At 41.9% G+C, this 23637-nt stretch carries 20 protein-coding genes; 16 read left to right on the top strand and 4 right to left on the bottom strand.

Translation table 11 applies throughout. The features are described from left to right. Nucleotides 1-100 precede the first annotated feature (100 nt). Nucleotides 101-1219 (top strand): 5-methyltetrahydropteroyltriglutamate--homocysteine S-methyltransferase, encoded by a 1119-nt coding sequence (locus ACZ47Z_RS11370; RefSeq protein WP_227155796.1) that lies wholly within the window; start codon nt 101-103, stop codon nt 1217-1219. 48 nt (nt 1220-1267) lie between these two features. Here ACZ47Z_RS11370 and ACZ47Z_RS11365 read toward each other — a convergent pair whose 3' ends face one another. Continuing rightward, the gene (locus ACZ47Z_RS11365) at nt 1268-1507 is read right to left on the bottom strand and encodes a hypothetical protein (RefSeq protein ID WP_054753851.1); all 240 of its coding nucleotides are present in this window, start codon (nt 1505-1507) and stop codon (nt 1268-1270) included. A 186-nt stretch (nt 1508-1693) separates the two neighbouring features. On the opposite strand from ACZ47Z_RS11365, the gene ACZ47Z_RS11360 reads away from it, so the two are divergent. The 3 genes from ACZ47Z_RS11360 (at nt 1694) to ACZ47Z_RS11350 (ending at nt 4912) form a co-directional block, all read left to right on the top strand. After that, nucleotides 1694-2578, top strand: a complete 885-nt coding sequence (locus tag ACZ47Z_RS11360; RefSeq protein WP_055147516.1) for a LysR family transcriptional regulator — start codon at nt 1694-1696, stop codon at nt 2576-2578. Between the two features lie 185 nt (nt 2579-2763). Then, a complete protein-coding gene (locus tag ACZ47Z_RS11355) occupies nt 2764-3564 on the top strand; it encodes a DUF4866 domain-containing protein (RefSeq protein WP_020435845.1) in 801 nt (266 codons plus the stop codon). Nucleotides 3565-3580: 16 nt separating this feature from the next. Beyond that, nucleotides 3581-4912 carry a threonine/serine exporter family protein gene (locus tag ACZ47Z_RS11350; RefSeq protein ID WP_423248942.1) on the top strand — a complete coding sequence of 444 codons (1332 nt, stop codon included), beginning with the start codon at nt 3581-3583 and terminating at the stop codon, nt 4910-4912. Nucleotides 4913-4981: 69 nt separating this feature from the next. Here ACZ47Z_RS11350 and ACZ47Z_RS11345 read toward each other — a convergent pair whose 3' ends face one another. Beyond that, entirely contained in the window at nt 4982-6871 is a 1890-nt protein-coding gene (locus ACZ47Z_RS11345) for a Na/Pi cotransporter family protein (RefSeq protein WP_055147510.1), read from the bottom strand. A 177-nt stretch (nt 6872-7048) separates the two neighbouring features. Further along, nucleotides 7049-7981, bottom strand: a complete 933-nt coding sequence (locus ACZ47Z_RS11340) for a D-2-hydroxyacid dehydrogenase (protein ID WP_464525586.1) — start codon at nt 7979-7981, stop codon at nt 7049-7051. A 261-nt stretch (nt 7982-8242) separates the two neighbouring features. Between ACZ47Z_RS11340 and ACZ47Z_RS11335 the strand changes: the two genes are divergently transcribed. From ACZ47Z_RS11335 to ACZ47Z_RS11290, 10 genes are all read left to right on the top strand, one after another. Then, complete coding sequence (locus tag ACZ47Z_RS11335; RefSeq protein ID WP_054753857.1) at nt 8243-8785, top strand: stage V sporulation T C-terminal domain-containing protein; 543 nt, start codon at nt 8243-8245, stop codon at nt 8783-8785. A gap of 76 nt (nt 8786-8861) precedes the next feature. Continuing rightward, a complete protein-coding gene (locus tag ACZ47Z_RS11330; RefSeq protein ID WP_155512125.1) occupies nt 8862-9242 on the top strand; it encodes a TIGR04086 family membrane protein in 381 nt (126 codons plus the stop codon). Between the two features lie 97 nt (nt 9243-9339). Next, on the top strand, nt 9340-9483 hold the full coding sequence (scfA, locus tag ACZ47Z_RS11325; RefSeq protein WP_015528090.1) for a six-cysteine ranthipeptide SCIFF: 144 nt from the start codon (nt 9340-9342) through the stop codon (nt 9481-9483). 224 nt (nt 9484-9707) lie between these two features. After that, complete coding sequence (gene scfB / locus ACZ47Z_RS11320) at nt 9708-11108, top strand: thioether cross-link-forming SCIFF peptide maturase (RefSeq protein ID WP_020436924.1); 1401 nt, start codon at nt 9708-9710, stop codon at nt 11106-11108. Between the two features lie 36 nt (nt 11109-11144). After that, nucleotides 11145-13553, top strand: a complete 2409-nt coding sequence (secD, locus tag ACZ47Z_RS11315; RefSeq protein ID WP_464525585.1) for a protein translocase subunit SecD — start codon at nt 11145-11147, stop codon at nt 13551-13553. A 131-nt stretch (nt 13554-13684) separates the two neighbouring features. Then, nucleotides 13685-15409: a single-stranded-DNA-specific exonuclease RecJ gene (gene recJ / locus ACZ47Z_RS11310; protein WP_464525584.1), complete on the top strand. Its 1725-nt coding sequence runs from the start codon at nt 13685-13687 to the stop codon at nt 15407-15409. A 218-nt stretch (nt 15410-15627) separates the two neighbouring features. Continuing rightward, on the top strand, nt 15628-17931 hold the full coding sequence (locus ACZ47Z_RS11305; protein WP_020436921.1) for a RelA/SpoT family protein: 2304 nt from the start codon (nt 15628-15630) through the stop codon (nt 17929-17931). Nucleotides 17932-17944: 13 nt separating this feature from the next. Next, on the top strand, nt 17945-18565 hold the full coding sequence (locus tag ACZ47Z_RS11300) for an MBL fold metallo-hydrolase (RefSeq protein ID WP_015528086.1): 621 nt from the start codon (nt 17945-17947) through the stop codon (nt 18563-18565). Further along, entirely contained in the window at nt 18562-19974 is a 1413-nt protein-coding gene (hemZ, locus tag ACZ47Z_RS11295) for a coproporphyrinogen dehydrogenase HemZ (protein WP_464525583.1), read from the top strand. Before ACZ47Z_RS11300 ends, hemZ begins: the two co-directional genes overlap by 4 nt. Nucleotides 19975-20219: 245 nt before the next feature. Beyond that, nucleotides 20220-20822, top strand: a complete 603-nt coding sequence (locus tag ACZ47Z_RS11290; RefSeq protein ID WP_464526067.1) for a hypothetical protein — start codon at nt 20220-20222, stop codon at nt 20820-20822. 70 nt (nt 20823-20892) lie between these two features. Here the strand turns inward: ACZ47Z_RS11290 and ACZ47Z_RS11285 are convergent, their stop codons facing one another. Continuing rightward, complete coding sequence (locus ACZ47Z_RS11285) at nt 20893-21564, bottom strand: helix-turn-helix transcriptional regulator (protein WP_055157309.1); 672 nt, start codon at nt 21562-21564, stop codon at nt 20893-20895. 174 nt (nt 21565-21738) lie between these two features. Between ACZ47Z_RS11285 and ACZ47Z_RS11280 the strand changes: the two genes are divergently transcribed. After that, a complete protein-coding gene (locus ACZ47Z_RS11280) occupies nt 21739-22113 on the top strand; it encodes a RidA family protein (protein ID WP_055157307.1) in 375 nt (124 codons plus the stop codon). Nucleotides 22114-22164: 51 nt separating this feature from the next. Next, nucleotides 22165-23622 carry a Na+/H+ antiporter NhaC family protein gene (locus ACZ47Z_RS11275; RefSeq protein WP_054753870.1) on the top strand — a complete coding sequence of 486 codons (1458 nt, stop codon included), beginning with the start codon at nt 22165-22167 and terminating at the stop codon, nt 23620-23622. Nucleotides 23623-23637: the final 15 nt, after the last annotated feature.

Raw genomic sequence — 23637 nt, 5'->3', positions numbered from 1 at the left:
TGACAAATGCATAAATTTATATATTTTTCAAAATAAGCATGGAATGATAAGATAATTGCAGATAAAACATCACTTACAAAAATAAAAGGAGAATTAATTTATGAGCAAATATCAGACACCATGCAGATATGATTTTGTGGGAAGTTTTTTGAGACCGGAAGAGGTTAAGAAAGCGAATGCAGATTATCAGGAAGGAAAGATCAGCGAAGCAGAAAAGAATCAGATCATTGATAAAGCGGTTACAGAAGTTGTAGCAAAGCAGAAAGAGCTTGGATTTCATGTGATCACAGACGGAGAGTTCAGAAGAACTTACTGGCATCTGGATTTTATGTGGGGATTTGAAGGTGTCGGTCATGAACAGACCGGCAGCGGGGTACAGTTTGATGGAGAGCTGGCATCACTGGAAGATACTTATCTGACAGGAAAGATAAAGGCAAAGGCGCATCCGTTTGTAGAACATTTCAAATTCCTGAAACAGTTTGAGGATGAGAACACAGTTGCAAAATATACAATTCCGGCGCCGGCGCAGATGTTCCAGCAGATGATTATTCCGGTCAACTATAAAAATACGAGAAAATATTATGAGACAAACAAAGAACTGATCCACGACATTGGAACAGCTTATCAGGAAGTGATCCGTCAGTTCTATGAAGCAGGATGCAGAAATCTTCAGCTTGACGACTGTACTTGGGGAGCAATTGTCGGGGATGCGGCAAAGCAGAGATACAAACTTCTTGGAACGGATATTGAAGATGTGAAAAAAGAGCTTCTTGAAGTGAATAACCTTGCACTGGAAGGAAAACCGGAGGATATGGTAATCACTTCCCACATCTGTAGAGGAAATTATCATTCAACATTTTTTACAAGCGGACCGTATGATTCTGTAGCAGATTATGTCTTTGCAAAAGAAAATGTGGATGCATTATTCCTTGAATATGATGATGCAAGATCCGGCGGATTCGCTCCGCTTGCAAAGGTGTCTCCGGATAAAAAAGTGGTATTAGGGTTAATTACAACGAAGACACCTCAGCTCGAGGAGAAAGAAGTTGTAATCAAGAGAATTCATGAAGCTACAAAATATATCCCATTAGACAGACTTTATCTCAGTCCACAGTGTGGGTTCGCTTCCTGTGAAATCGGAAACAAACTGACAGAAGAGGAACAATGGGCAAAGTTAAAGCTTGTGAAAGAAATTGCAGAAGAAGTCTGGGGAGAGTAATAAGAGTTGAGTTGCTGCTTATACAGAGTGTAAACGGCAACTCAATTTTTATGCACAATACTTCTTCAACATTCTTCTGGCTATTTTTTCATCTTCTCCATGAATAACGAGGAGAAACGGAAGACCAAGCTGGATCGTGGCGAGTTCAGAAAGATCTTTTCCGTTGATATCTACGCGATTGTGGTTCTCAAGATCCTGGATGCGCACATCCGAAGAAAGATTTTTACAAGTGTGTGAAAAAGTGAGAAATTGTCCGGTTGTGAGAAATTTAATATTTTGCTTGATCATGATATCGCCCCTCGTAAATGAATGTGTTTGATTTTTTCGTCATTCAGTATATAATAAATAACAAAGAAATAAAAATACATATTTGTTATGACAGATATACATTTTTTATATGATTTATCAGATGTGGTTTGACTCCCACCTCTGCAGGTGGAGAGTAACAGATTAGTGTCAGTTTAGGGGGGACTTATGGAAATTACTTATGATTATTACCGGATTTTTTATTATGTAGCAATGTATAAGAGCTTTTCTAAAGCGGCGAAAGTATTGATGAGCAACCAGCCGAATATTACTCATTTTATGAATAATCTGGAGAATCAGCTTGGGTGTAAATTGTTTGTCAGATCTAATCGAGGAGTTACGCTTACAGCGGAAGGAGAGAAGCTGTATCAGCATGTTTCTGTTGCATATCAGCATCTTCATGCGGCTGAAGCGGAACTTGCAATGGAGCGAAGCATGGAGAGCGGAAGTATCACGATCAGTGCGAGTGAGATTGCACTTCATCTTTTACTTCTTCCTATACTGGGGCGCTTTCATAAGCAATATCCGGGTGTTCGGCTGAGACTTCTGAATCATTCCACGCCGGAGGCAGTTGAGTCCGTCAAGAACGGACTGGCGGACTTTGCAGTTGTGACTACGCCGCTTCAGGCAAAGAAACCGTTGAAAAGTACTTCTTTAATGTCTTTTAAGGAAATTGCAGTGGGAGATCATTCTTTTCAGGGGAAAGAAAAACCAATGAGGCTGAAAGACTTAATTGAGAATCCGTTGATTTCTCTTGGGCAGGGAAGCACAACCTATGAGTTCTATTCCAAATTTTTCCTGGAGAATGATCTGGTTCTATCTCCGGATACGGAAGTTGAGACGATCGATCAGGTGTTGCCGCTTATTATGAATGGACTGGGCATTGGATTCCTTCCGGAGCTGTTCGTAAGACCAGTGATCGAGGAAGGAAAGGTCTGTCAGATTCCACTAAAGGAGAATATTCCGGAGAGAGAAATCTGTCTGGTTGAGAATCATACATTTCCACCAAGCATTGCGGCGGATATGTTCAAAAAAATGTTAGTTCTGAAATAAGGTATTGTTTAAGAAGATATTGCGGATCCAATCTATTCCTATGTAGAAAATATATATCAGGTATGTGAATAAAACAGTATGCGCCGGTTTGACTTTGAAACCGGCGCTTTCTATATTAATAAGTGGGACTTTGTTCTGTTTAACAAGCAAAAGACAAACAAAGAAATAATAAAGGAAGTGTAAGTATGCAGACAGTATTACCACGTGAAGAAGCTGTAGAAGCGGTTATATCTAAGGTTCTCGGTTCACAGGAGGCTTGTGACCGGTTAAATGAAGTGTTTTATGAGCATTTGGAAAACTATCAGGAGATAAATGACGATGGCGACAGACATTTTGCAGAGGTCTTGCTCCAGGCGTATAAAAATGGAGATGTCAGCGCGTTGCTACTTGAATTGTGCGGAGGAAGTATGTTTGATCTGCTTCGGGACGCATATCTGATTCCAAAGAAATTTCATGGAAAATCAGGAGAGAATCCGGTTCTCCTGACTGATGTAGAGGGAAAGCTTCTGGAGAGTAAGAAAAGGGAAGTAACAGCTCATGAATATGAAAAGTTCCATGAGACGTACAGGCAACATCAATGTGCACCTAGATCAAAACTGTATCTTGCTGACGGATATGACATAGTTCGTTCCTATACAGAGGGCATGCAGATTCAGGAGAAAAAAGAGAACAAGAAGCGTGGCGTGATGGCGTTATATGCATTACCGGATACCAGAAAGCTTGGACTGACAGAAGCACAGGCCTATGCAGTTGTCTGGGATACTTTCCAGAAGATTCAGAAACAGGCTCCGAGAGTGGAAGTTTATTATGGGCAGGATACCGGTGAGAAGCGTCAGAAAGGATTTGACGAGATAGGAGTTTTACTTCCAATTCATGGATTTGAGAAACGAATGCTTCATCATCTGGATGAGATTGATGGGATTGTTCTTTCATGCAGAGAGAAGATGATGAAAAAGGCCGGAGCGGAAAGCCTTGACCTGGAATAAAGAGGAAGTGAATGAGATGCAGACACAGAAAATAAGAAAAAATCATATGGATATTCTCTGGCATGAATACACAGATAAAGGTGGAGAAGAAATACCGGTAACACAAGCAAGTTTGACGGAGAAAGCATCAATTGTCGGAAGAGTGGGGATTATGCTTCTCTCCTGTGGAACCGGAGCTTGGAGAGTGAGAAGTTCTATGAACGCACTAGCAGAAGAGATGGGGATAACGTGTACAGCGGATATTGGTTTGATGTCGATTGAGTATACCTGTTTTGATGGTGATGATGGATTCACGCAGTCTTTGTGTCTGACGAATACAGGCGTGAATACATCTAAGTTAAACAGACTGGAACACTTTATCCGTGAGTTCGAACAGGGCGGACAGGATATGTCTGGTGAACAACTGCATAAGCTGCTGGATCAGATTGAAGAGATTCACGGACTATATTCTCCAATTGCATTGGGAATGGCAGCAGCATTGGCATGCGGTGGATTTACATTTCTGCTTGGCGGTGGATTGATTGAAATGTTCTGTGCATTTGTCGGTGCAGGGATTGGAAATTTTATCAGGTGCAAATTGAGTAAACATCATTTCACATTATTTTTGTGTATAGCCTCATCTGTTTCGGCAGCCTGTCTGGTTTATGCGGGACTCTTGAAAGCAGCTGAGATTTTGTGGGCGATTCCAATCCAGCATGAGGCGGGATATATTTGTGCAATGCTATTTATTATTCCAGGTTTCCCTTTTATCACAAGTGGAATTGACCTTGCAAAATTGGACATGCGTTCTGGCATGGAACGACTCATGTATGCACTGATTATTGTTTTGGTAGCTACAATGTCTGCATGGATCATGGCACTAGTCTTAAATTTACAACCTGTGGATTTCCTGAAACTTGATCTGACGCAGGAAGAATGGATTATTTTCCGGTTACTTGCAAGCTTTTGTGGTGTGTTTGGATTCTCGATTATGTTCAACAGTCCTACACGCCTTGCGGCAGTGGCGGCAGGAATCGGTGCTATTGCCAATACATTGCGATTGGAACTGGTTGATCTGACGGCATTGCCTCCGGCGGCAGCAGCATTTGTCGGAGCATTAACAGCCGGACTTCTGGCAACTATGATTAAAAATCAGGTCGGATATCCGAGAATCTCTGTCACGGTTCCGTCGATTGTAATCATGGTTCCTGGATTGTATCTGTACCGTGGATTTTATAATCTGGGAACAATGAATCTTTCTGTATCAGCTTCCTGGTTTGCGGCGGCAATACTGATTGTTGCAGCTCTTCCGTTAGGGTTGATCTTTGCAAGAATTCTTACGGATAAGACATTTCGGTATTGCACGTAAGAAGAATATATACAAAAAAGGAACAGCTCACAAAGAGCTGTTCCTTTTTTAAATAAAATAGAAAAGAATTTATTTCTTTTTATCTTTTTTCTTGTCTTTGTCTTTCTTCTTTCCGGAAGATTTCTCGTTGTCCTTATTCTTCTCGCTATCCTTCGCTTTTGCAGAGAATTTCTTATCTGCTTCAGCTTCCGGCTGATATCCGTTGATATCATATTTCTTCTCATATTCCTCAAAGGCTGTAAGATAAGTTTCATCCTTCAGCTTGCGGACACTCTTTGTATATTCATGAATATCAAAGTTAGAAGAATCAAGCTCGAGAATCGCTACAGCAACGTTAGAACAGTGCGCTGCGATACGCTCGTAGTTTGTAAGCAGGTCATTAAAAGCAAATCCGGTATTCAGATCACACTGACCATTTCTAAGTCTCTTAATGTGACGAAGTTTCAGATCATTACAGAGAATACCAATCAGTTCGCGCAGAGGTTCAACCTTTGCAGCAGTCTCAAGATCTTCATCTACAAAAGAATTTACTGTAAGATCAACAATCTCAACCAATGCCTTCTCAAGCACATTCAGCTCATAAGTAGCAGATTCAGAGAAGGTGCGGGACTTTTCATGAAGTTCCTGGGCAACTCTGGAAATGTTGACTGCGTGGTCACCAAGTCGCTCGAAGTCACTGATCGTATGAAGGAACTTGGAGGTCTGTTTCGCCTGCTCAGGTGTCATATCATGCATACTTAACTGCATCAGATAAGTACCAAGTTTATCCTCGTACTTGTCGATCATGTTTTCCTTTTCCTGGATCTTATTGAACTTGCTGTCGCTAAAGTCTGTCAGAAGTTCGAAAGCGCGCATGAGATTCTTGCGGGCATTCTTTGCCATACCGTTAACAGCCATCTGGCTCTGACTGATCGCCAGCGGTGGGTAATCCAGAAAACGTTCCTCAAGCAGATCAAAATCAGCCTGCTCTTCGTTGTCTTCGTCTGTATCCTTGATCAGGAAGAAGACAAGCTTCTCAATCTTGCTGATAAATGGAGCAAGGATCAAGATCGTAGCGATACGGAATACCGAGTTCAATAAAGCAATGTTGACAGGACTCATGACCATGTCCATAAATGTAAAGTGGACAGCGGCATTTACTGAGTAAAATACGATAGACCAAAAGATCATTCCGAATAAGTCATTCAGCAGGTAAATAAGTGCTGTACGCTTTCCGTTCTTGTTCGTACCGATAGAAGAAAGCAGTACAGGACAGGCAGCTCCGACACCGATACCCATTGTAATAGGCAGTGCGGCAGCAAATGTAATAGAGCCTGTGATTGATAATGCCTGAAGGATACCGACAGAAGCAGATGCACTCTGAAGCACTGCAGTAAATGCGATACCAACAAGAATACCCATAAATGGATTCTTAAACATTGTCAGAAGGCTGACAAAATGTGGGTTCTCTTTCAGAGGTGAAACTGCACCACTCATTGTCTGCATTCCGAACATCAGGATCGCAAAACCAAGCATAATGTCACCGATATCGGAATAAGGTTTCTTCTTTACGAATGTACGGAAGATGATACCGATGATCGCAACGATCGCAGAGATTGTTGCGGTGGACAGAAGCTGCGCAATGCCACTGGAGCCATCAATGTAAGAAAGACATAAAATCCAGCCTGTGATACTTGTTCCAATGTTGGCACCCATAATGATTCCGATTGCCTGAGCAACTTTCATCATACCGGAGTTTACGAATCCTACGACCATAACAGTTGTAGCTGATGACGACTGAATGATCGCTGTTACGACTGTACCCAGCAGCAATCCTTTGATTGGGGAGTTTGTGAGCTTGTATAAGATAAGTTCCAGTTTGTTACCGGCAACCTTCTTAAGACTGTCTCCCATGAGTGCCATTCCGTACAGGAAGAGGGCAACTCCGCTGAGCAAGGACAAAACCATTGTAATTCCCATTTTCTTTTTTCCTTTTTCTTAAGTTATTAAGTTGACATGTTACGTCTTGCAAAAAATTACGTACATGGCTATTATAAAACACTTTACCCAGAGTTTACAATTATTTTCTTTAAACTTTACAGAAAAATATTGATTGCAAATTACAGAAAAATTGTAGGGATAAACAAAATATTGATCTTAAGCAAAAAAGTCCTTGACTTGTTCATGGATAATTTCCATCAGATGAGTTCTCGCTTCCACGCTCGCCCAGGCAATGTGTGGTGTGATCAGCAGGCGTTTACTGTCTTTGAGCTTGAGCAATGGATTATATGCGGACATTGGTTCCTCACAAAGGACATCTAATCCTGCTGCGGCAATCTGATTTCTGACCAGTGCATTATATAATGCCTGCTCATCGACGATCGGTCCTCTTCCGAGATTCAGAAAAATACAGGAAGATTTCATTTTTTCAAACGTTTTGCTGTTGATCAGTCCTTCTGTATGCTCGTTGAGTGGAGCGTGGACGGAAATAATATCAGACTGCGTAAGCAATGTCTCAAAGTCAACCTGTTCATAACCTTCCTGCGCCGGAGCACCGGAGGCGGAGTAGTAAATGACTTTCGCTCCAAATGCACGTGCAATCTCAGCAACACGTCTGCCGATTGCCCCAAGACCGATGATCCCCCAGGTTTTTCCATGGATTTCTGTGAAATGTTCTGCAAAATGAGTGAAAGAGACATCATTTACATAGTGCTCTTCTTTCACATAATCATCATAATAGCGCAGCTTTTCTAATAGAAAGAGAAGCATTGCAAATGTGTGTTGTGCGACAGTCTCTGTAGAGTAGCCGGCAACATTTCTCCAGGCAATTCCTTTTGAATCAAGATATTCCTTATCCAGGTTGTTCGTGCCTGTGGCTGTGACACAGACGAGTTTCAGATTCTTTGCAGTTCCAATAGTCTGCTCATTGACCGGAACTTTATTTAATATGATCACATCGGCATCCGTGACACGCGCCGGGACTTCTTCAGGTGAAGAAAAGCTGTACTTTACAACTTCACCGAGTTCATCATATGCGGAAAGATCAATATCCTCTCCAATTGTTTTGACATCTAAAAATACAATTTTCATTTAAAATCTCCTTGTTTCATAATCAGTATTAATTATTTTATCGTAACTGTTCAGAGCCAACCTCCAAAATGCTACGCATTTCGTCGGTGTGGCGTATCCGCCAAATAAAATTTCAAAAACAGTCTTAAAAATGCAAGCATTTTACACCTGTTTTATGAAATTTTGCTTGGCTCTGAACAGTTACATTTTATCATAAAAAGAACATAATTTCCTATATTTTACCACATACTAATTAAAATATAATTATGGAGGAAATGTGCCATGAAAGCCACAGGGATAGTCCGGAGGATAGATGATCTTGGAAGAATCGTAGTTCCAAAAGAAATAAGAAGGACATTGCGGATCCGTGAAGGTGATCCACTGGAAATTTTTACAGACAGAGAAGGGAAGGTGATTTTAAAGAAATATTCTCCAATCGGTGAATTAGGAACACTGGCAGGGATTTATGCAGATAGTCTTTCGAAGACACTTGATTGTACAGTCTGTATCACTGATACAGATCAGGTGATCGCGGCAGCAGGAAACGGGAAGAAAGAACTTCAGGAAATGCTGTTGAGTGCAGAGCTGGCAGAAGTGTTTCAAGAAAGAAAGACCGTGTTGAAAAAGAGCAGTGACGCTGAGTTTGTAGCAATTACAAAAGACAGGAGTGAATACAGCGAGGAAATAATCAGTGTGATTCTCAGTGAAGGTGATATTGCAGGTGGAGTGATCTTTCTGCAGAAAAATGAGAAAAAGCATTTCGGAGAGATGGAAAAGAAGTTTGCGGCAGGCGCAGCAGATCTGCTTGGGAGGCAGTTAAGTTAAAAGTGTCATATTTTTCCGGGAGGATGCATAGAATAGTATCAGTGGAAAACCGGACATGCATCGAAAGGAAAAGAAAATGAGAGAAAATCATGGGAAAAAAGGGATAATATACGCAGAAAATTTAGTGAAGGCATTACTTTGCGCCTATCTGGTCACAGGAATGTTTCTGTTAATTCTTGCACTTCTCCTTTATAAAGCAGGATTGAGTGAAGAAAATGTGAATCTGGGAATTATTCTCATTTATGTAATAGGAACTTTCTCGGGAGGCTTTGTGATGGGAAAACTGGAAGGCCAAAAGAAGTTCCTCTGGGGGCTTGGAACCGGAGTGCTCTATTTTGTTCTATTACTGCTCATCTCATTTGGAATGTACCGTGAGGTTTCGTCAGGGACAGGCGATTTGTTTCTGACATTTGTACTTTGTACCGGAGGCGGAATGCTCGGAGGGATGGTCTCATGAAGAAAAACCAGACGGATGTGTGAAAAAATACTTTAAAAACCTGGCTGTGTGTGCTATAATAACGAAAGCAATATGTGCGAAGTTAGGAGGAGTAAAAATGAAACACATTAAAACACTGAATACACAGACACTGAACAACACAGTTAAAAAAGGTGGATGCGGAGAGTGCCAGACATCTTGCCAGTCTGCATGTAAGACATCCTGTACAGTAGGAAACCAGACTTGCGAAAACGCAAAATAAGAAAACCTGAAAGTGAAGATAATGTTGCTGCAGAGTTGCTTTGAGCGGTGATACTGCCTGCAATTATGCGAAAAACAGCAACAGGATTACAGGTGAGGCAGCGGTGCAAATCGCTGCCTTAAGCATGTTTTAGACGTATCTGCTTAGAGCTGCATTGTGAAAATGCCGGGCTTTGAACAGTTACAAATAGATTTACAAATACATATAGAAAGCGAGGTATCCACGTGATACATCAGTACCAGAACAATGGATATAATATCGTCCTCGACGTGAACAGCGGAGCTGTACATGTTGTGGATCAGGAAGCGTATGATGTCATCGAAGTGCTTAATCGCATGAATGAAGATCATACAGTGGAGACATTGAAATCTCCGGAAACAGCAGAAGCATTGAAAAAAGAGCTTGGAGAGAAATATTCTGAGAAAGATCTGCTGGATATTTTAGAGGCAGTAACAGAACTGACGGAACAGGGACGTCTGTTTACAAAAGACATTTATGAGAGCTTTATCGACGTTGTAAAGCAGCGTAAGACAGTTGTTAAGGCTTTATGTCTTCATATTGCACATGACTGTAACCTTGCCTGTAAGTACTGCTTTGCGGAAGAGGGAGAATACCACGGCCGCAGAGCTTTGATGTCTTACGAGGTTGGTAAGAAAGCACTTGATTTCCTGATCGCGAATTCAGGAACAAGAAGAAACCTTGAGGTTGACTTCTTCGGTGGTGAGCCGCTGATGAACTGGCAGGTTGTCAAAGACCTGGTTGCTTACGGAAGAGAGCAGGAAAAACTTCATGACAAGCATTTCCGTTTCACACTTACAACAAACGGAGTTCTTTTGAACGATGAAGTTCAGGAGTTCGTGAACAAAGAGATGGACAACGTTGTCATCAGTCTTGATGGAAGAAAAGAAGTGAATGACCAGATGCGCCCGTTCCGTAACGGAAAAGGAAGCTATGATCTGATTGTTCCGAAGTTCCAGAAGCTGGCAGAGAGCCGTAATCAGGAGAAGTACTACATTAGAGGTACATTTACAAGAAATAACCTGGATTTTTCCAAGGATGTAGAACATTTCGCAGATCTTGGATTCAAGCAGATGTCAATCGAGCCTGTAGTAGGTGATGACACAGAACCATATGCAATCCAGAAAGAAGATCTTCCACAGATCTTTGAAGAATATGATAAACTCGCAAAATTCCTGATCGAGCGCGAGAAGAGCGGAAGAGGATTCAATTTCTTCCACTTCATGATCGATCTCGAAGGTGGACCGTGTGTGTCTAAGCGTCTGTCCGGCTGTGGTTCAGGTACAGAGTATCTGGCAGTGACACCTTGGGGAGATTTCTACCCATGTCATCAGTTTGTAGGACAGGAAGAATTCCTCATGGGAAATGTCGATGAGGGAATTACAAAACCGGAGATTGCGGAAGAATTCCGTGGATGCAGCGTATATTCCAAGGAAAGCTGCAGAACCTGCTTTGCCAGATTTTACTGCAGTGGCGGCTGTATGGCGAATTCTTACAAGTTCCACAATACGATCCATGATACTTACGAAGTGAGCTGTGAGATGGAGAGAAAACGTGTGGAATGTGCGATCATGATAAAGGCTGCTCTGGCGGATGAAGAACAATAAAGTTAGAGAGCAGTAGTCAAGAAAGGAAAGAAAGAGATGAAGAAAGGTAAGAGTATTCTCAGCCTCATTCTCGTAATCGCAGTTACAGCACTCTTCGGTATGACCTGTGTGCTTGGACTTGATTTAAAGGGAATGGGAGCTGCGAAGAACATCAATCTCGGTCTTGACCTGGAAGGCGGAGTCAGCATTACATATCAGGTAAAAGGTGACAAGCCATCTCAGGCAGACATGGATGACACCGTGTACAAGCTTCAAAAACGTGTGGAGCAGTACAGCACAGAGGCACAGGCTTATCAGGTTGGAGACAACCGTATCAGTATCGAGATTCCGGGTGTGAGCGACGCAAACAAGATCCTGGAAGAACTTGGACAGCCGGGTTCACTGTACTTTATCAAGCATAAAGACAGTGAGGGAAATGAAAACTATTCCCTGACAGCTTCCGGATATACACTGAATAAGTCAATCGACGAACTGAAAGATACAGACTCCATCGTACTGACAGGTACAGAAGTAAAGACAGCTTCAGCCGGAGTGCTCAACGACTCAACAACAGGAAATAAAAAGTATGGTGTTGATCTTGAGTTGACAGATGAGGGTGCAGAGAAGTTCAAGACAGCAACAGAAGAAGCTTATAACAATAACCATGACACAATCGCTATTTACTATGATGGTTCTCTGATCAGCGTGCCAAGCGTAAATGCAGTGATTGAGAATGGAAAAGCTCAGATTTCAGGAAACATGGATTATGACGAGGCTGATAACATCGCTTCTACAATCCGTATCGGTGGACTGAATCTGGAACTTGAAGAGCTTAGCTCAGAAGTTGTAGGAGCACAGCTTGGACAGGACGCTCTGAAAGGAAGTCTGATCGCAGGTATCATCGGTCTGGCAATCGTATGTGTATTCATGTGCTGGGTATACCTCCTTCCGGGACTTGCATCCAGTCTTGCACTGATCCTTTACACAGAACTGATCTTAATCCTTTTAAATGCATTTGACATCACACTGACACTTCCGGGTATTGCAGGTATCATCCTTGGTATCGGTATGGCGGTAGATGCGAACGTTATCATTTTCGCCCGTGTGAAAGAAGAGCTGACAGCAGGAAAGAGCGTACACGCTTCACTGAAATCAGGATTCCAGAAAGCAATGTCCGCAATCGTTGACGGAAATATCACAACACTGATCGCAGCCGGTGTGCTGTGGCTTCGCGGAAGTGGTACTGTAAAGGGATTCGCCCAGACACTTGCACTTGGTATTGTCGTATCCATGTTTACAGCACTCGTGATCACAAGACTGATCATCTTTGCATTCTATGGAGCAGGCATCCGCAATGAGAAAGTATACGGAAGACATCTGAAAGAACGTAAACCAGTTGATTTCCTTGGAAAGAAAAAGATTTTCTTCATTGTTTCCATCATCCTTTGCCTGGCCGGACCGGTCATGATGGGCGTGAACCATGCAAGAGGAATCGGTGCGATGAACTACAGCCTTGATTTCGTAGGCGGTACTTCAACAAATGTAACATTTGATAAAGAATATACTCTCGAAGAGATCGACAGCCAGATGATCCCAAGCCTGGAAGAGATCACAGGAGATAAGAATATTCAGGTTCAGACAGTAAAAGACAGCAATCAGGCAGTCTTCAAGACACAGACACTTGATCTTGAGAAACGTGAAGCACTTGCTTCTTATCTGAATGAGAACTACGGGGTAGAGGCATCTGATATCGCTACAGAGAATATCAGCTCAACAGTAAGTTCCGAGATGAGAAGAGATGCTGTTATAGCTGTGATCATTGCTACAATCTGTATGCTGCTTTACATCTGGTTCCGTTTCAAAGATATCCGTTTCGCAACAAGTGCTGTTGTCGCACTGATGCATGACGTACTTGTAGTTCTTGGATTCTATGTGATCGCAAGAGTATCTGTCGGAAATACATTTATCGCATGTATGCTGACAATTGTCGGATATTCTATCAACGGTACGATCGTTATCTTTGACCGTATCCGTGAGGCGCTGGCAACAAAGAGCCGTACAGAAGATCTGAAGGATCTTGTAAACCGCTGTATTACTCAGACACTGACAAGAACGATCTATACAAACTTTACAACATTTGTCATGGTCGTTGCTCTGTATATCCTTGGTGTAAGCTCCATTAAGGAATTTGCTGCACCTCTGATGGTAGGTATCATCTGCGGTGGATATACATCCGTATGTATCACAGGTGCACTGTGGTATGTGATGAAGACAAGACTTGGTGAGGAAGCGAAGGCTGCGAGAGCAGCTTCCGGCACAAAGACAGTTTCTGTAAAAGCAGCAGACAAGAAAGAAGGAACTACTTCCACAGAGAGTAACGCAGCAGATACATCTGCAGACGACAGCTCCAAGAAGAAAAAAGGAAAGAAGACTTCTTTCAAGAACAAAAAGAGTAAAAAACGCTAAGAAATAAATAGCAGCCTGGAAACAGTAACGAAATAGAATCTGCCGTATCGAAAATGAAAAATGATTTTCGATACGGCAGATTTTTGCTATAATAAGAAAATATGATACTGACAGACTGGGAGGGTATTTGGATGGAGAAATGGTTCGTCGCAATGAAAAAGGCGGATTTTAATGGAATAGCAGAGAAATATCAGATCTCCCCAATCATTGCACGACTGATGAGGAACCGTGATGTGATCGGAGATGAAGCAATTGATTTTTATCTGAATGGAACAGTGGAGGATCTGTATGACGGTTTACTGATGAAAGATATGGATCGTGCAGTAGATATTCTTAAGGAGAAAATAGAAGAAGGAAAGAAAATCCGTGTGATCGGTGATTATGATATTGATGGAGTCAATGCAACGTATATTTTGCAACAGGGGCTTGCAGGACTTGGGGCAGATGTCGATACGGATATTCCAGACAGGATCAAAGACGGATATGGATTGAATCAGATGCTGATCGACCGTGCACTGGAGGATGATGTAGACACGATCATCACCTGTGATAATGGAATTGCGGCACTGAACGAGATCGCTTACGGAAAAGAAAATGGGATGACGATCGTTGTGACAGATCACCATGAAGTTCCGTATCTGGAAGAAAATGGGGAGAAAAAATATCTCCTGCCACCGGCGGATGCAGTGGTCGATCCGCACAGAGCAGACTGTGAGTATCCATTTAAAGGGCTGTGCGGCGCAGCTGTAGCGTATAAGCTGGTTGAGGTTTTGTACAGAGTGTCTGGAAAGTCAGAGCAGGCGGTAGAGCATCTGCAGGAAAGCCTGATGGAAAATGTTGCGATTGCCACGATCGGTGATGTGATGGATCTGGTTGGAGAGAATCGTGTCTTTGTGAAAAAGGGACTTGAGCTTCTGAAGACAACGAAGAATGAAGGGCTTCACGCATTGATGCAATGTACAGGGGTAGATACAGCGAACCTGAATACTTATCATATCGGATTTGTGATCGGACCGTGCATCAATGCCGGCGGAAGACTGGATACAGCCAAGCGTGCACTGGAACTCCTTAATGCATCGAACCGGAGAGAGGCAGTGACACTGGCAGCAGATCTGAAAGAATTAAATGACAGCAGGAAAGAAATGACCGAAGAAGGTGTAGAAGAAGCTGTCCGGCAGATTGAATCAAGTTCCTGGAAGGACGACCAGGTGCTGGTCGTGTATCTTCCAGAGTGTCACGAAAGTATCGCTGGAATTATTGCGGGGAGGATCAAGGAACGTTATTATCGTCCGACCTTTGTACTGACAAAGGGAGAGACAGGAGTGAAAGGTTCCGGACGGTCGATCGAAGCCTATGATATGTTTGCGGAAATGAGCCGCTGCAGGGAATTATTTACGAAGTACGGTGGACATAAGTTGGCAGCAGGACTTTCTCTGGAAGAGGAAAATGTCGAAGTTTTCCGGAAACGGATCAATGAACTGGCAGATCTGACAGAAGAGGATCTGCAGATGAAGGTGTCGATCGATATGCGGCTTCCATTTCCATATATTAATGAAGAGCTGATCCATGAGCTTAAGATATTGGAGCCTTTTGGAAAAGGCAATGGGAAACCGTTATTTGCAGAAAGTAAACTGCGTGTGATCCAGCCAAGAATCTTCGGAAAGAACCGGAATGTGCTGAAATGCAGACTGGAGGACCAGCAGGGAAATCAGATGGAAGCGGTTTATTTCGGAGAAGTGGAAGACTGTCTGCGGCAGATGGAAAAGAAGCAGATCATGTCTTTTACATACTATCCATCCATCAATGAGTACATGGGACGAAGAACAATTCAGCTTACAATTGTCAATTATCAGTAGATAATATCGAAAAAACCGTACAAATTGCTTAAAATGAAGAAGAATGGGAAGTTCTTATTTGAAAAAGGGAAAAATAGTGATATACTAAATCATATTAATTGTTCAGAACTAAGGCGTTTTGTGTCTAAAATTGTCGGATATGCCATACTGACGAAATACGAAGCATTTTGGAAGTTGGATCTGAACAGAACACAGGATGAATGAAGGGGGAAGATGATATGGCAGGCACTCGGGAATATGAAGATCTGAATAAAAATCTGGAGATAGTGGACGGGCATGCAGTAAAAGCGCCGGAGGATTATCAGGATCCGGAGGAGTTATATCAGGCCTTAATAGCTCGTGTGCGTAAGTATCATCCATCTGCAGATATTACGATGATCGAGAAGGCCTATCAGATAGGCAAAGAAGCGCATAAGAATCAGTTCCGTAAATCCGGAGAACCTTATATCATCCATCCACTCTGGGTGGCAATCATACTTGCAGATCTCGAGATGGACAAAGAAACAATCGTGGCTGGAATGCTTCATGACGTGGTAGAAGATACGACAATGACACTCGATGAGATCTCAGCAGAGTTTGGTGAAGAGGTGGCACTTCTTGTAGACGGCGTTACCAAGCTGGGACAGTTGAACTATTCCCAGGACAAGCTGGAGGCCCAGGCAGAGAACTTAAGAAAGATGTTCCTTGCGATGGCGAAGGATATCCGTGTTATTATCGTGAAACTGGCAGACCGTCTGCACAACATGCGTACGATGGAGTTTATGACACCGGCGAAGCAGAAAGAGAAATCAAGAGAGACGATGGATATCTACGCTCCGATCGCCCAGCGTCTCGGTATTTCAAAGATCAAGACAGAACTCGATGACCTTTCTCTGAAATATTATCAGCCGGAAGTTTATAATCAGCTGGTTCATGATCTGAATGCACGTAAGACGGAACGTGAAGAATTTGTGCAACAGATCGTTGCTGAAGTATCAAAGCATATGAAGAATGCGGATATTGAAGCGAAAGTATACGGACGTGTAAAACATTTCTTCAGTATTTATAAGAAGATGGTGAATCAGAACAAGACACTTGACCAGGTGTATGACCTGTTCGCTGTCCGCATTATCGTAGATTCAGTGAAAGACTGTTATGCAGCACTTGGTGTGATCCATGAGATGTATACGCCGATTCCGGGACGTTTCAAGGATTATATTGCTATGCCGAAGGCGAATATGTACCAGTCTCTGCATACAACGCTGATCGGACCTTCCGGACAGCCGTTCGAGATCCAGATCCGTACAGAAGAGATGCATAAGACAGCGGAATATGGTATCGCAGCACACTGGAAATATAAAGAGACAGGCGGAAGCAACACGAAAGGACTGAACACACAGGAAGAGAAGCTGAACTGGCTGCGTCAGATCCTGGAATGGCAGAGAGACATGTCTGATAACCGTGAGTTCTTAAGCCTGCTGAAAGGTGACCTGGATCTGTTCCAGGAAGATGTATACTGCTTCACACCGAACGGGGATGTGAAGAACCTTCCGAATGGCTCCACACCGGTTGACTTCGCCTATGCGATCCACAGTGCAGTCGGCAATAAGATGGTTGGCGCCAGAGTGAATGGCAAGCTTGTGAACATTGATTATAAGATTCAGAACGGAGACCGAATCGAGATCCTTACATCTCAGAATTCCAAGGGACCGAGCCGTGACTGGCTGAATATCGTCAAGAGCACACAGGCAAAGAGCAAGATTAATTCATGGTTTAAGAAGGAATACAAAGAAGATAATATTATCCGCGGAAAGGATCTGATCAGTGCCTACTGTAAGAGCAAGGGCATCAATCTGCCGGATATCATCAAGCCGAAATATCAGCAGATCGTTCAGAAGAAATACGGATTCCGTGACTGGGATGCAGTACTTGCAGCAATCGGACACGGCGGACTCAAAGAAGGTCAGGTTGTGAACCGCCTGCTGGAAGAGTACGAGAAAGAGCATAAGAAAGAGATCACGGATGAGAATATTTTGGAGAAGATCTCAGAAGCGAATAAACAGAGAGTACACATTGCCAAATCAAAGAGCGGAATCGTAGTTAAGGGAATCAATGATATGGCAGTACGCTTCTCAAAGTGCTGTAATCCGGTGCCGGGAGATGAGATTGTCGGTTTTGTAACAAGAGGGCGCGGAATGTCGATCCACAGAACAGATTGTATCAATATCATCAATCTTTCTGATGTGGAGAGATCCCGTCTGATCACAGCAGAATGGGAGGATAATGATCTCGAAGAAGGCGGTCAGTATCTTGCAGAACTGAAGATATTTGCAGACGACAGAAGAGGACTTCTGCTGGATGTATCAAAGGTATTTACTGAAGAGAAGATTGACGTGAAGTCCATGAATACTCGGACGAGCAAGAAGGGTACGGCGACAATGGAGATGGGATTTGTTGTACACGGAAGAGAAGAATTGAATCGTGTGATCGGAAAGCTCAGACAGATTGAAAATGTAATTGATATTGAGAGAACAACAGGCTGATGGAGGAAAACGAATGAAGGTTGAAAGTATTGTACTGGGGTCAATTGGAACGAATTGCTATATTGTAACTAATGAAGAGACAAAGGAATGTTTTGCAGTGGATATGGCAGAATGTCCGCAGGAATATGTCAATTATATCAAGAACAATGGACTAGAAATGAAAGCATTGTTTCTGACACATGGACATTTTGACCACATCATGGGAATCGATGATTTCCTTAAAGCCTTTCCTGTGCCGGTTTACGCAGGCGAAGATGAACTTCCGGTGATCGAGGATGACCGCCTGAATGTTTCTTGTATGTACGGACCGAAATACGCATTCCACGGAGCACAGCCTGTAAGAGACGGTCAGGTGATCGAGTGCGCAGGAATTGAAGTTGATGTACTTCATACACCGGGACATACAGTAGGAGGATGCTGCTATTACCTACCAAAAGAACATAGATTGTTCAGTGGAGATACGCTGTTCTGTGCTTCCATCGGAAGAACAGACCTACCGACAGGAAGCAGCAGCCAGCTGGTCCGCTCTGTACAGGAGAAGATCATGACACTTCCGGATGATACAAAGATCTATCCGGGACATATGGAAGAGACATCAGTTCAGTTTGAGAAGGAGCATAATCCATTCATATGATAAAGATAGAAAGTAAGAAGAACAAATTTACTTATAACGTATACCATGTCACGAAAGCATTTTATCCAAAAGAGGATATCGTGCAGACAGTAGATGAGAAGCAAGAACCACTGGTGAAGATACATTTGCCGGAAGGGACTTGCTTTTCCCTTGCACCGGAAGAATGCGTGCAGACAGAAGATGTGCAGGAAGAGAAACGCGATGTAACGAAGAAAGTCTATCAGTTTCTCTCAAAGCAGACAGGACAGGAACTTGCCTGGGGAATGCTGACCGGAGTCCGTCCGACAAAGCTTGTAATGCAGAAAATCGAGCAGGGAATGACAAAAGAAGAAATTTTTGGATTTCTAAAAGAACAATATTGTGTTGGTAATAAAAAAGCACAGATTGCGTATGAGATTGCATGCCGTGAAAAGGCACTTCTTGATCAGTTGGACTGTAAAAATGGCTATAGCCTGTATGCAGGAATTCCATTCTGTCCAAGCATCTGCTCCTACTGCTCATTCAGCTCTTCACCAATCACTGAGTGGAAAGATCAGGTCGAATGTTACCTTGATGCGATGATCAAAGAATTGAAAGCTACAGCAAAGCTGATGCAGGGAAAGACGCTGGATACCGTATATATCGGCGGCGGAACACCGACAACACTCGAGGCAGATCAGCTTGACCGTCTGCTTGGAACGATCCGGGAGAATTTTGACCTGGAGCATGTGCTTGAGTTTACAGTTGAAGCCGGAAGACCGGACAGCATCACACGAGAAAAGCTCGAAGTGATCCGCAAATATCCTGTAACCCGCATCTCTGTCAACCCACAGACAATGCAGCAGAAGACACTGGATCTTGTCGGAAGAAAACATACGGTAGAAGATGTAGAACAAATCTTCCACCTCGCACGTGAGCTTGGATTCGATAATATCAATATGGATCTGATCGCCGGACTTCCGGGAGAAGATGCAGCAGATATGCAGGATACACTTGAGAAGATCGAGAAGCTTCATCCAGACAGCCTGACAGTACATGCACTCGCAATCAAACGTGCGGCGAAGTTCGGCCAGGAAGGAAGAACAATGGACCCGGGGACTGAGATCACACAGATGGTCGAGGCGGCAGCAGTGTCAGCAGAACGCATGGGACTTGTGCCATATTACCTGTATCGCCAGAAGAACATTGCCGGAAACTTCGAGAATGTTGGATATGCAGAGCAGGACAAGGCTGGGGTGTATAACATTTTGATCATGGAAGAGAAACAGGCCATCCTTGCTTGCGGAGCCGGAGCATCCACCAAACGTGTATGGAATCTACCAGACGGTTATCACATCGAAAGATGCGAGAATGTCAAGGATATCAAGCAATATATCGCTAGAATTGATGAGATGATTGAACGAAAAAAAGCACTTTTTGAGAAGGATTGAAAATGAAAAATACCTCCCTAAAAAGGGCTGGTACATTATTTGTACATTAAATTAGTTCAAAAATCTGTGAAAATCAGTGCTAAATAATACCAAATTTACTATATGACGTACAAGAAAACCTAATAACCTTACCTTAAAAGACGAATTCATTATGCTAAATGAGTTCGTCTTTTTTTCTGTTATTGTTTAAAACTTGCGAAAGGAGGAGGAAAAATGACATGTACAGCGTTAGGAGGAAACAGCAGATGTTAAAGATACGATTAATGGGAACGAAAAGTGATATTAGATGGTTTCAAAATTTTTTGCAGATTGATTCTGACATAGAGGTATTAGAATTATCAGATATCTATCCGAATAAAGGAACAGATAGATATTATAGATCATATGCAGAAGTAGAAAGAAAAGATGGCAACGCAGGCCGCCCAACAGAGAATGGAAAAAGCAATCGGAAAAAGCAAATAAAGGCACCAGTTCCACCGATCAAAGCAAAGTATCCTATCATGGATTGGAAGAATCTTCCGTTTAATACAGCAGTCTGGAAAGAATCCGAAAGACTTGCAGGAAAAGAAGGATATAAACATCCGGTGCGTGTCGTATATAATCCAAAAACAATGACCTATCGAACCATCTTAAATAAATCAAAGTTCCAAGTGAAAGAGGAGTGGGATTTGTCCGGAACGATTGAACAGTGTATTATTCGATATGCATCAAAATTAGATGGAGATCAGATGAATGAAATCTTGTTGGGGTTGGAAGAAGGACTGACTGATGAGCAGGTGAAGTCTTATTTTAAGTTGCCAGCAGATCAAATGAAGCAGTATCGAAGAGAACAGCTAGAGAAAGAATAAAAGAATCTAAAGCGGAAAGGAGTTTGTCAATTCTTTCCGCTTTAGATCTATTAGTGAATCGCTTTTATTATTAATCTTCTTTTAAACTAATGTAACGGTACACAGTGGATTCAGAAAGTTCTAATTGTTTGGCAATTTCTGAGATAGCACCTTTCATACGCGGAATTCCTTGGTTTGTAAGTTCCCAAACGATTTCCATTTTTTCCTGTCTGGTCATGCGTTCAGGCGGAATATTAGAATCAGCAATCGTTTTAGAAATAATAGATTCTGCAAAAGAAACAATTGGAACATCTAGATTTTCTTCTACCATAGTGGTAGATCCAGTAATAGTTTCTCCCATTGTCATGGAAACTCCCATTGGTAAACAACCGACAAATTGCTGAGCCGCTTTCATGAAATTTGTGATAATGGTAGTATCTGTATTTAAACAAAGCATGCCAATTAGTTCACCATTATTTTTTATATAAAAAGTAGAAGCGATAAAATCCTTTCCTCTCGCTTTTGCAGTGTAATTTACCAAATAGTCTTGTGTCGTATACGCTTGATTGTTTGTGACTTGGAATGCAAAGTCTGTAAGCGAACTTCCAATGGTTCGTCCAGAGTGGAATCCGTTTTGAATTGCAATAACAGAATGTTCTGGATTAGACACATCATGTAGCACAATTTCGGTGTTTTCACCTAATATTTCACTAAAAAAATTGACAATAGGGACGAAAATGGAAAGAATCTCTTTGTTAGTCATTATGAATACTTCCTTTACTGTTTTTATAATTTTAATATACATGTTATACAAAAATAAGTCAATAAAATTGTAATAATAGTAAAAAACTATTTTTTTAATAAGAAATTATTGTAAACAAAAACGTAGGGGTGTAAGATGTGATTAACAGAAAAAAATAAGGGAGGTGAACCTAATATGAAGGAAAAAATTGAATCAATGAAAGCTCCAGCAGCAATTGGACCATATTCACAGGCAGTGAATAACGGTGGATTGGTATTTGTATCAGGACAGTTACCAATCGATTGTGAAACTGGTGAATTTGTATCTGATGACGTATCAGATCAGACACGTCAATCGCTCGAGAATATTAAGTCAATTTTAGCCGAAGTTGGATACGATATGGATCGGATTTTAAAAACAACTGTATACCTTCAAGATATGAACGATTTTTCGGCAATGAATCAGGTTTATGAGACATATTTTACAGCCCCATATCCTGCTCGAGCAGCATTTCAAGTTGCAAAGCTTCCGAAAGGTGCAAAGGTAGAGATTGAAGCAGTTGCAATGTGAGTGTTTACGAAAACGAGTAAACTAAAGGAAAGATGAGAAGAGGTGCATCTTATGGATGAAAACAAAAAATTAGAGTTTCGTGGTAGTAGTTTTATGGCATTAGTTCCATTTGCAATCTTTATTGTTATTACAATTGCATTATCATTCTTTAATGCGGCTGATACAAACATGATGATCGGCGCAGGTGTTATCGGTTTGTTAGTCGGAATGTTTTTCGCAAAGAATCTTAATGATTATTGGGACATTATATTGGAAGGTTTAGGTTCAAAAGTTGCAATGACAGCAGTAATGTTGTGGTTAGTTGTAGGAATTTATGGAAATATTTTGAACCGTGGACAGATTGTAGAAGGTTTGGTTTGGTTAAGTGTAAAAATTCATGTTAGTGGAGCAGCATTTACAGTTGCAGCATTTATCTTTGCGGCAGTATTTGCAATGGCAACAGGTTCTGGTTTCGGAACAATTTCTACAATGAGTTTTATTCTTTATCCAGCAGGTATTTTGTTAGGATCAAATCCGGCAGTATTGGCAGGTGCAATTCTTTCAGGAGCAGCAGTTGGAGATAATATTGCTCCAGTTTCAGATACAGCAATTATCGCTTCTTCCAGTCAGGAATATCAGAATAGAGAAGGAGTTGCTGATATCGGAAGTACAGTAAAAACAAGAGCAAAATTTGTTGTTATTGCAGGTGTTATTTCCATTATTTTATTCTTTATTTTTGGTGGTGCAGGTGAAGCAACAGATGCAAAACAGGCAGAAATGCTATTAGCTCAGTATCAGAATCCGAAAGGACTGTTACTTTTAATTCCGACAATTCTGGTTATTGCGTTAGCAATCAAAGGCATTAATATTTTTGCAGCATTAGGAACAGGAATCATTACAGCATCCGTAATTGGTCTTGCAGCAGGATTATTCCCAGCTTCAGCGTTATTCTCAATGAAAGACGGTGCGATTTCAGGAGCAATTCCTGAAGGTGTTGCAGGAATGACAACAGTAAGTATCGTATTGATTTTGGTTGTTGCTATGGGAAATATGCTTGTTAAAAGTGGTTGTATGGAAGCAATCGTTGATTGGATGAATAATACGATAATCAAGACTCCTAGAGGCGCAGAAGTAGCTATTTGGGTATTAGCAACAATTTTTGGTATTTTGATTGCAGCGATTAACACAATTGCAAATATTTGTGTGGCACCATTTGTTAATGCAGTAGGTAAGAAGAATAATCTTCATCCATATAGACGTACAGATATTCTTGCAACAACAATTTGTTCCTTCCCATTCTTCCTTCCATTCGGAGGATGTGTACTGTTATTGTTAGGTGGAATTTCTTCCATGATGGATACATACCCATTCCTTCCTAAATTAGGTGGAGCTGATATGATGTTTACAACATTTTATAGTTGGGCAATTTGGATTGTAATGCTTATTGCATGTTTGACAGGATGGGGACGAGCTTTTGAAGGCGAGAATGGAGAATATATCCCTGCAAAAGAAATGAAAAAGAATAAGTAATAGACATACTAAATA

Source organism: Mediterraneibacter faecis (assembly GCF_055383675.1).
This window is presented reverse-complemented; position numbering and strand designations above follow the sequence as displayed.

Bases quoted from the DNA above. Each gene is read 5' to 3' on its own strand.
- ACZ47Z_RS11370 (WP_227155796.1), top strand. From the start codon at position 101: ATGAGCAAATATCAGACACCATGCAGATATGATTTTGTGGGAAGTTTT.
- ACZ47Z_RS11365 (WP_054753851.1), bottom strand. From the start codon at position 1,507: ATGATCAAGCAAAATATTAAATTTCTCACAACCGGACAATTTCTCACT.
- ACZ47Z_RS11360 (WP_055147516.1), top strand. From the start codon at position 1,694: ATGGAAATTACTTATGATTATTACCGGATTTTTTATTATGTAGCAATG.
- ACZ47Z_RS11355 (WP_020435845.1), top strand. From the start codon at position 2,764: ATGCAGACAGTATTACCACGTGAAGAAGCTGTAGAAGCGGTTATATCT.
- ACZ47Z_RS11350 (WP_423248942.1), top strand. From the start codon at position 3,581: ATGCAGACACAGAAAATAAGAAAAAATCATATGGATATTCTCTGGCAT.
- ACZ47Z_RS11345 (WP_055147510.1), bottom strand. From the start codon at position 6,871: ATGGGAATTACAATGGTTTTGTCCTTGCTCAGCGGAGTTGCCCTCTTC.
- ACZ47Z_RS11340 (WP_464525586.1), bottom strand. From the start codon at position 7,981: ATGAAAATTGTATTTTTAGATGTCAAAACAATTGGAGAGGATATTGAT.
- ACZ47Z_RS11335 (WP_054753857.1), top strand. From the start codon at position 8,243: ATGAAAGCCACAGGGATAGTCCGGAGGATAGATGATCTTGGAAGAATC.
- ACZ47Z_RS11330 (WP_155512125.1), top strand. From the start codon at position 8,862: ATGAGAGAAAATCATGGGAAAAAAGGGATAATATACGCAGAAAATTTA.
- scfA (WP_015528090.1), top strand. From the start codon at position 9,340: ATGAAACACATTAAAACACTGAATACACAGACACTGAACAACACAGTT.
- secD (WP_464525585.1), top strand. From the start codon at position 11,145: ATGAAGAAAGGTAAGAGTATTCTCAGCCTCATTCTCGTAATCGCAGTT.
- recJ (WP_464525584.1), top strand. From the start codon at position 13,685: ATGGAGAAATGGTTCGTCGCAATGAAAAAGGCGGATTTTAATGGAATA.
- ACZ47Z_RS11305 (WP_020436921.1), top strand. From the start codon at position 15,628: ATGGCAGGCACTCGGGAATATGAAGATCTGAATAAAAATCTGGAGATA.
- ACZ47Z_RS11300 (WP_015528086.1), top strand. From the start codon at position 17,945: ATGAAGGTTGAAAGTATTGTACTGGGGTCAATTGGAACGAATTGCTAT.
- hemZ (WP_464525583.1), top strand. From the start codon at position 18,562: ATGATAAAGATAGAAAGTAAGAAGAACAAATTTACTTATAACGTATAC.
- ACZ47Z_RS11290 (WP_464526067.1), top strand. From the start codon at position 20,220: ATGTTAAAGATACGATTAATGGGAACGAAAAGTGATATTAGATGGTTT.
- ACZ47Z_RS11285 (WP_055157309.1), bottom strand. From the start codon at position 21,564: ATGACTAACAAAGAGATTCTTTCCATTTTCGTCCCTATTGTCAATTTT.
- ACZ47Z_RS11280 (WP_055157307.1), top strand. From the start codon at position 21,739: ATGAAGGAAAAAATTGAATCAATGAAAGCTCCAGCAGCAATTGGACCA.
- ACZ47Z_RS11275 (WP_054753870.1), top strand. From the start codon at position 22,165: ATGGATGAAAACAAAAAATTAGAGTTTCGTGGTAGTAGTTTTATGGCA.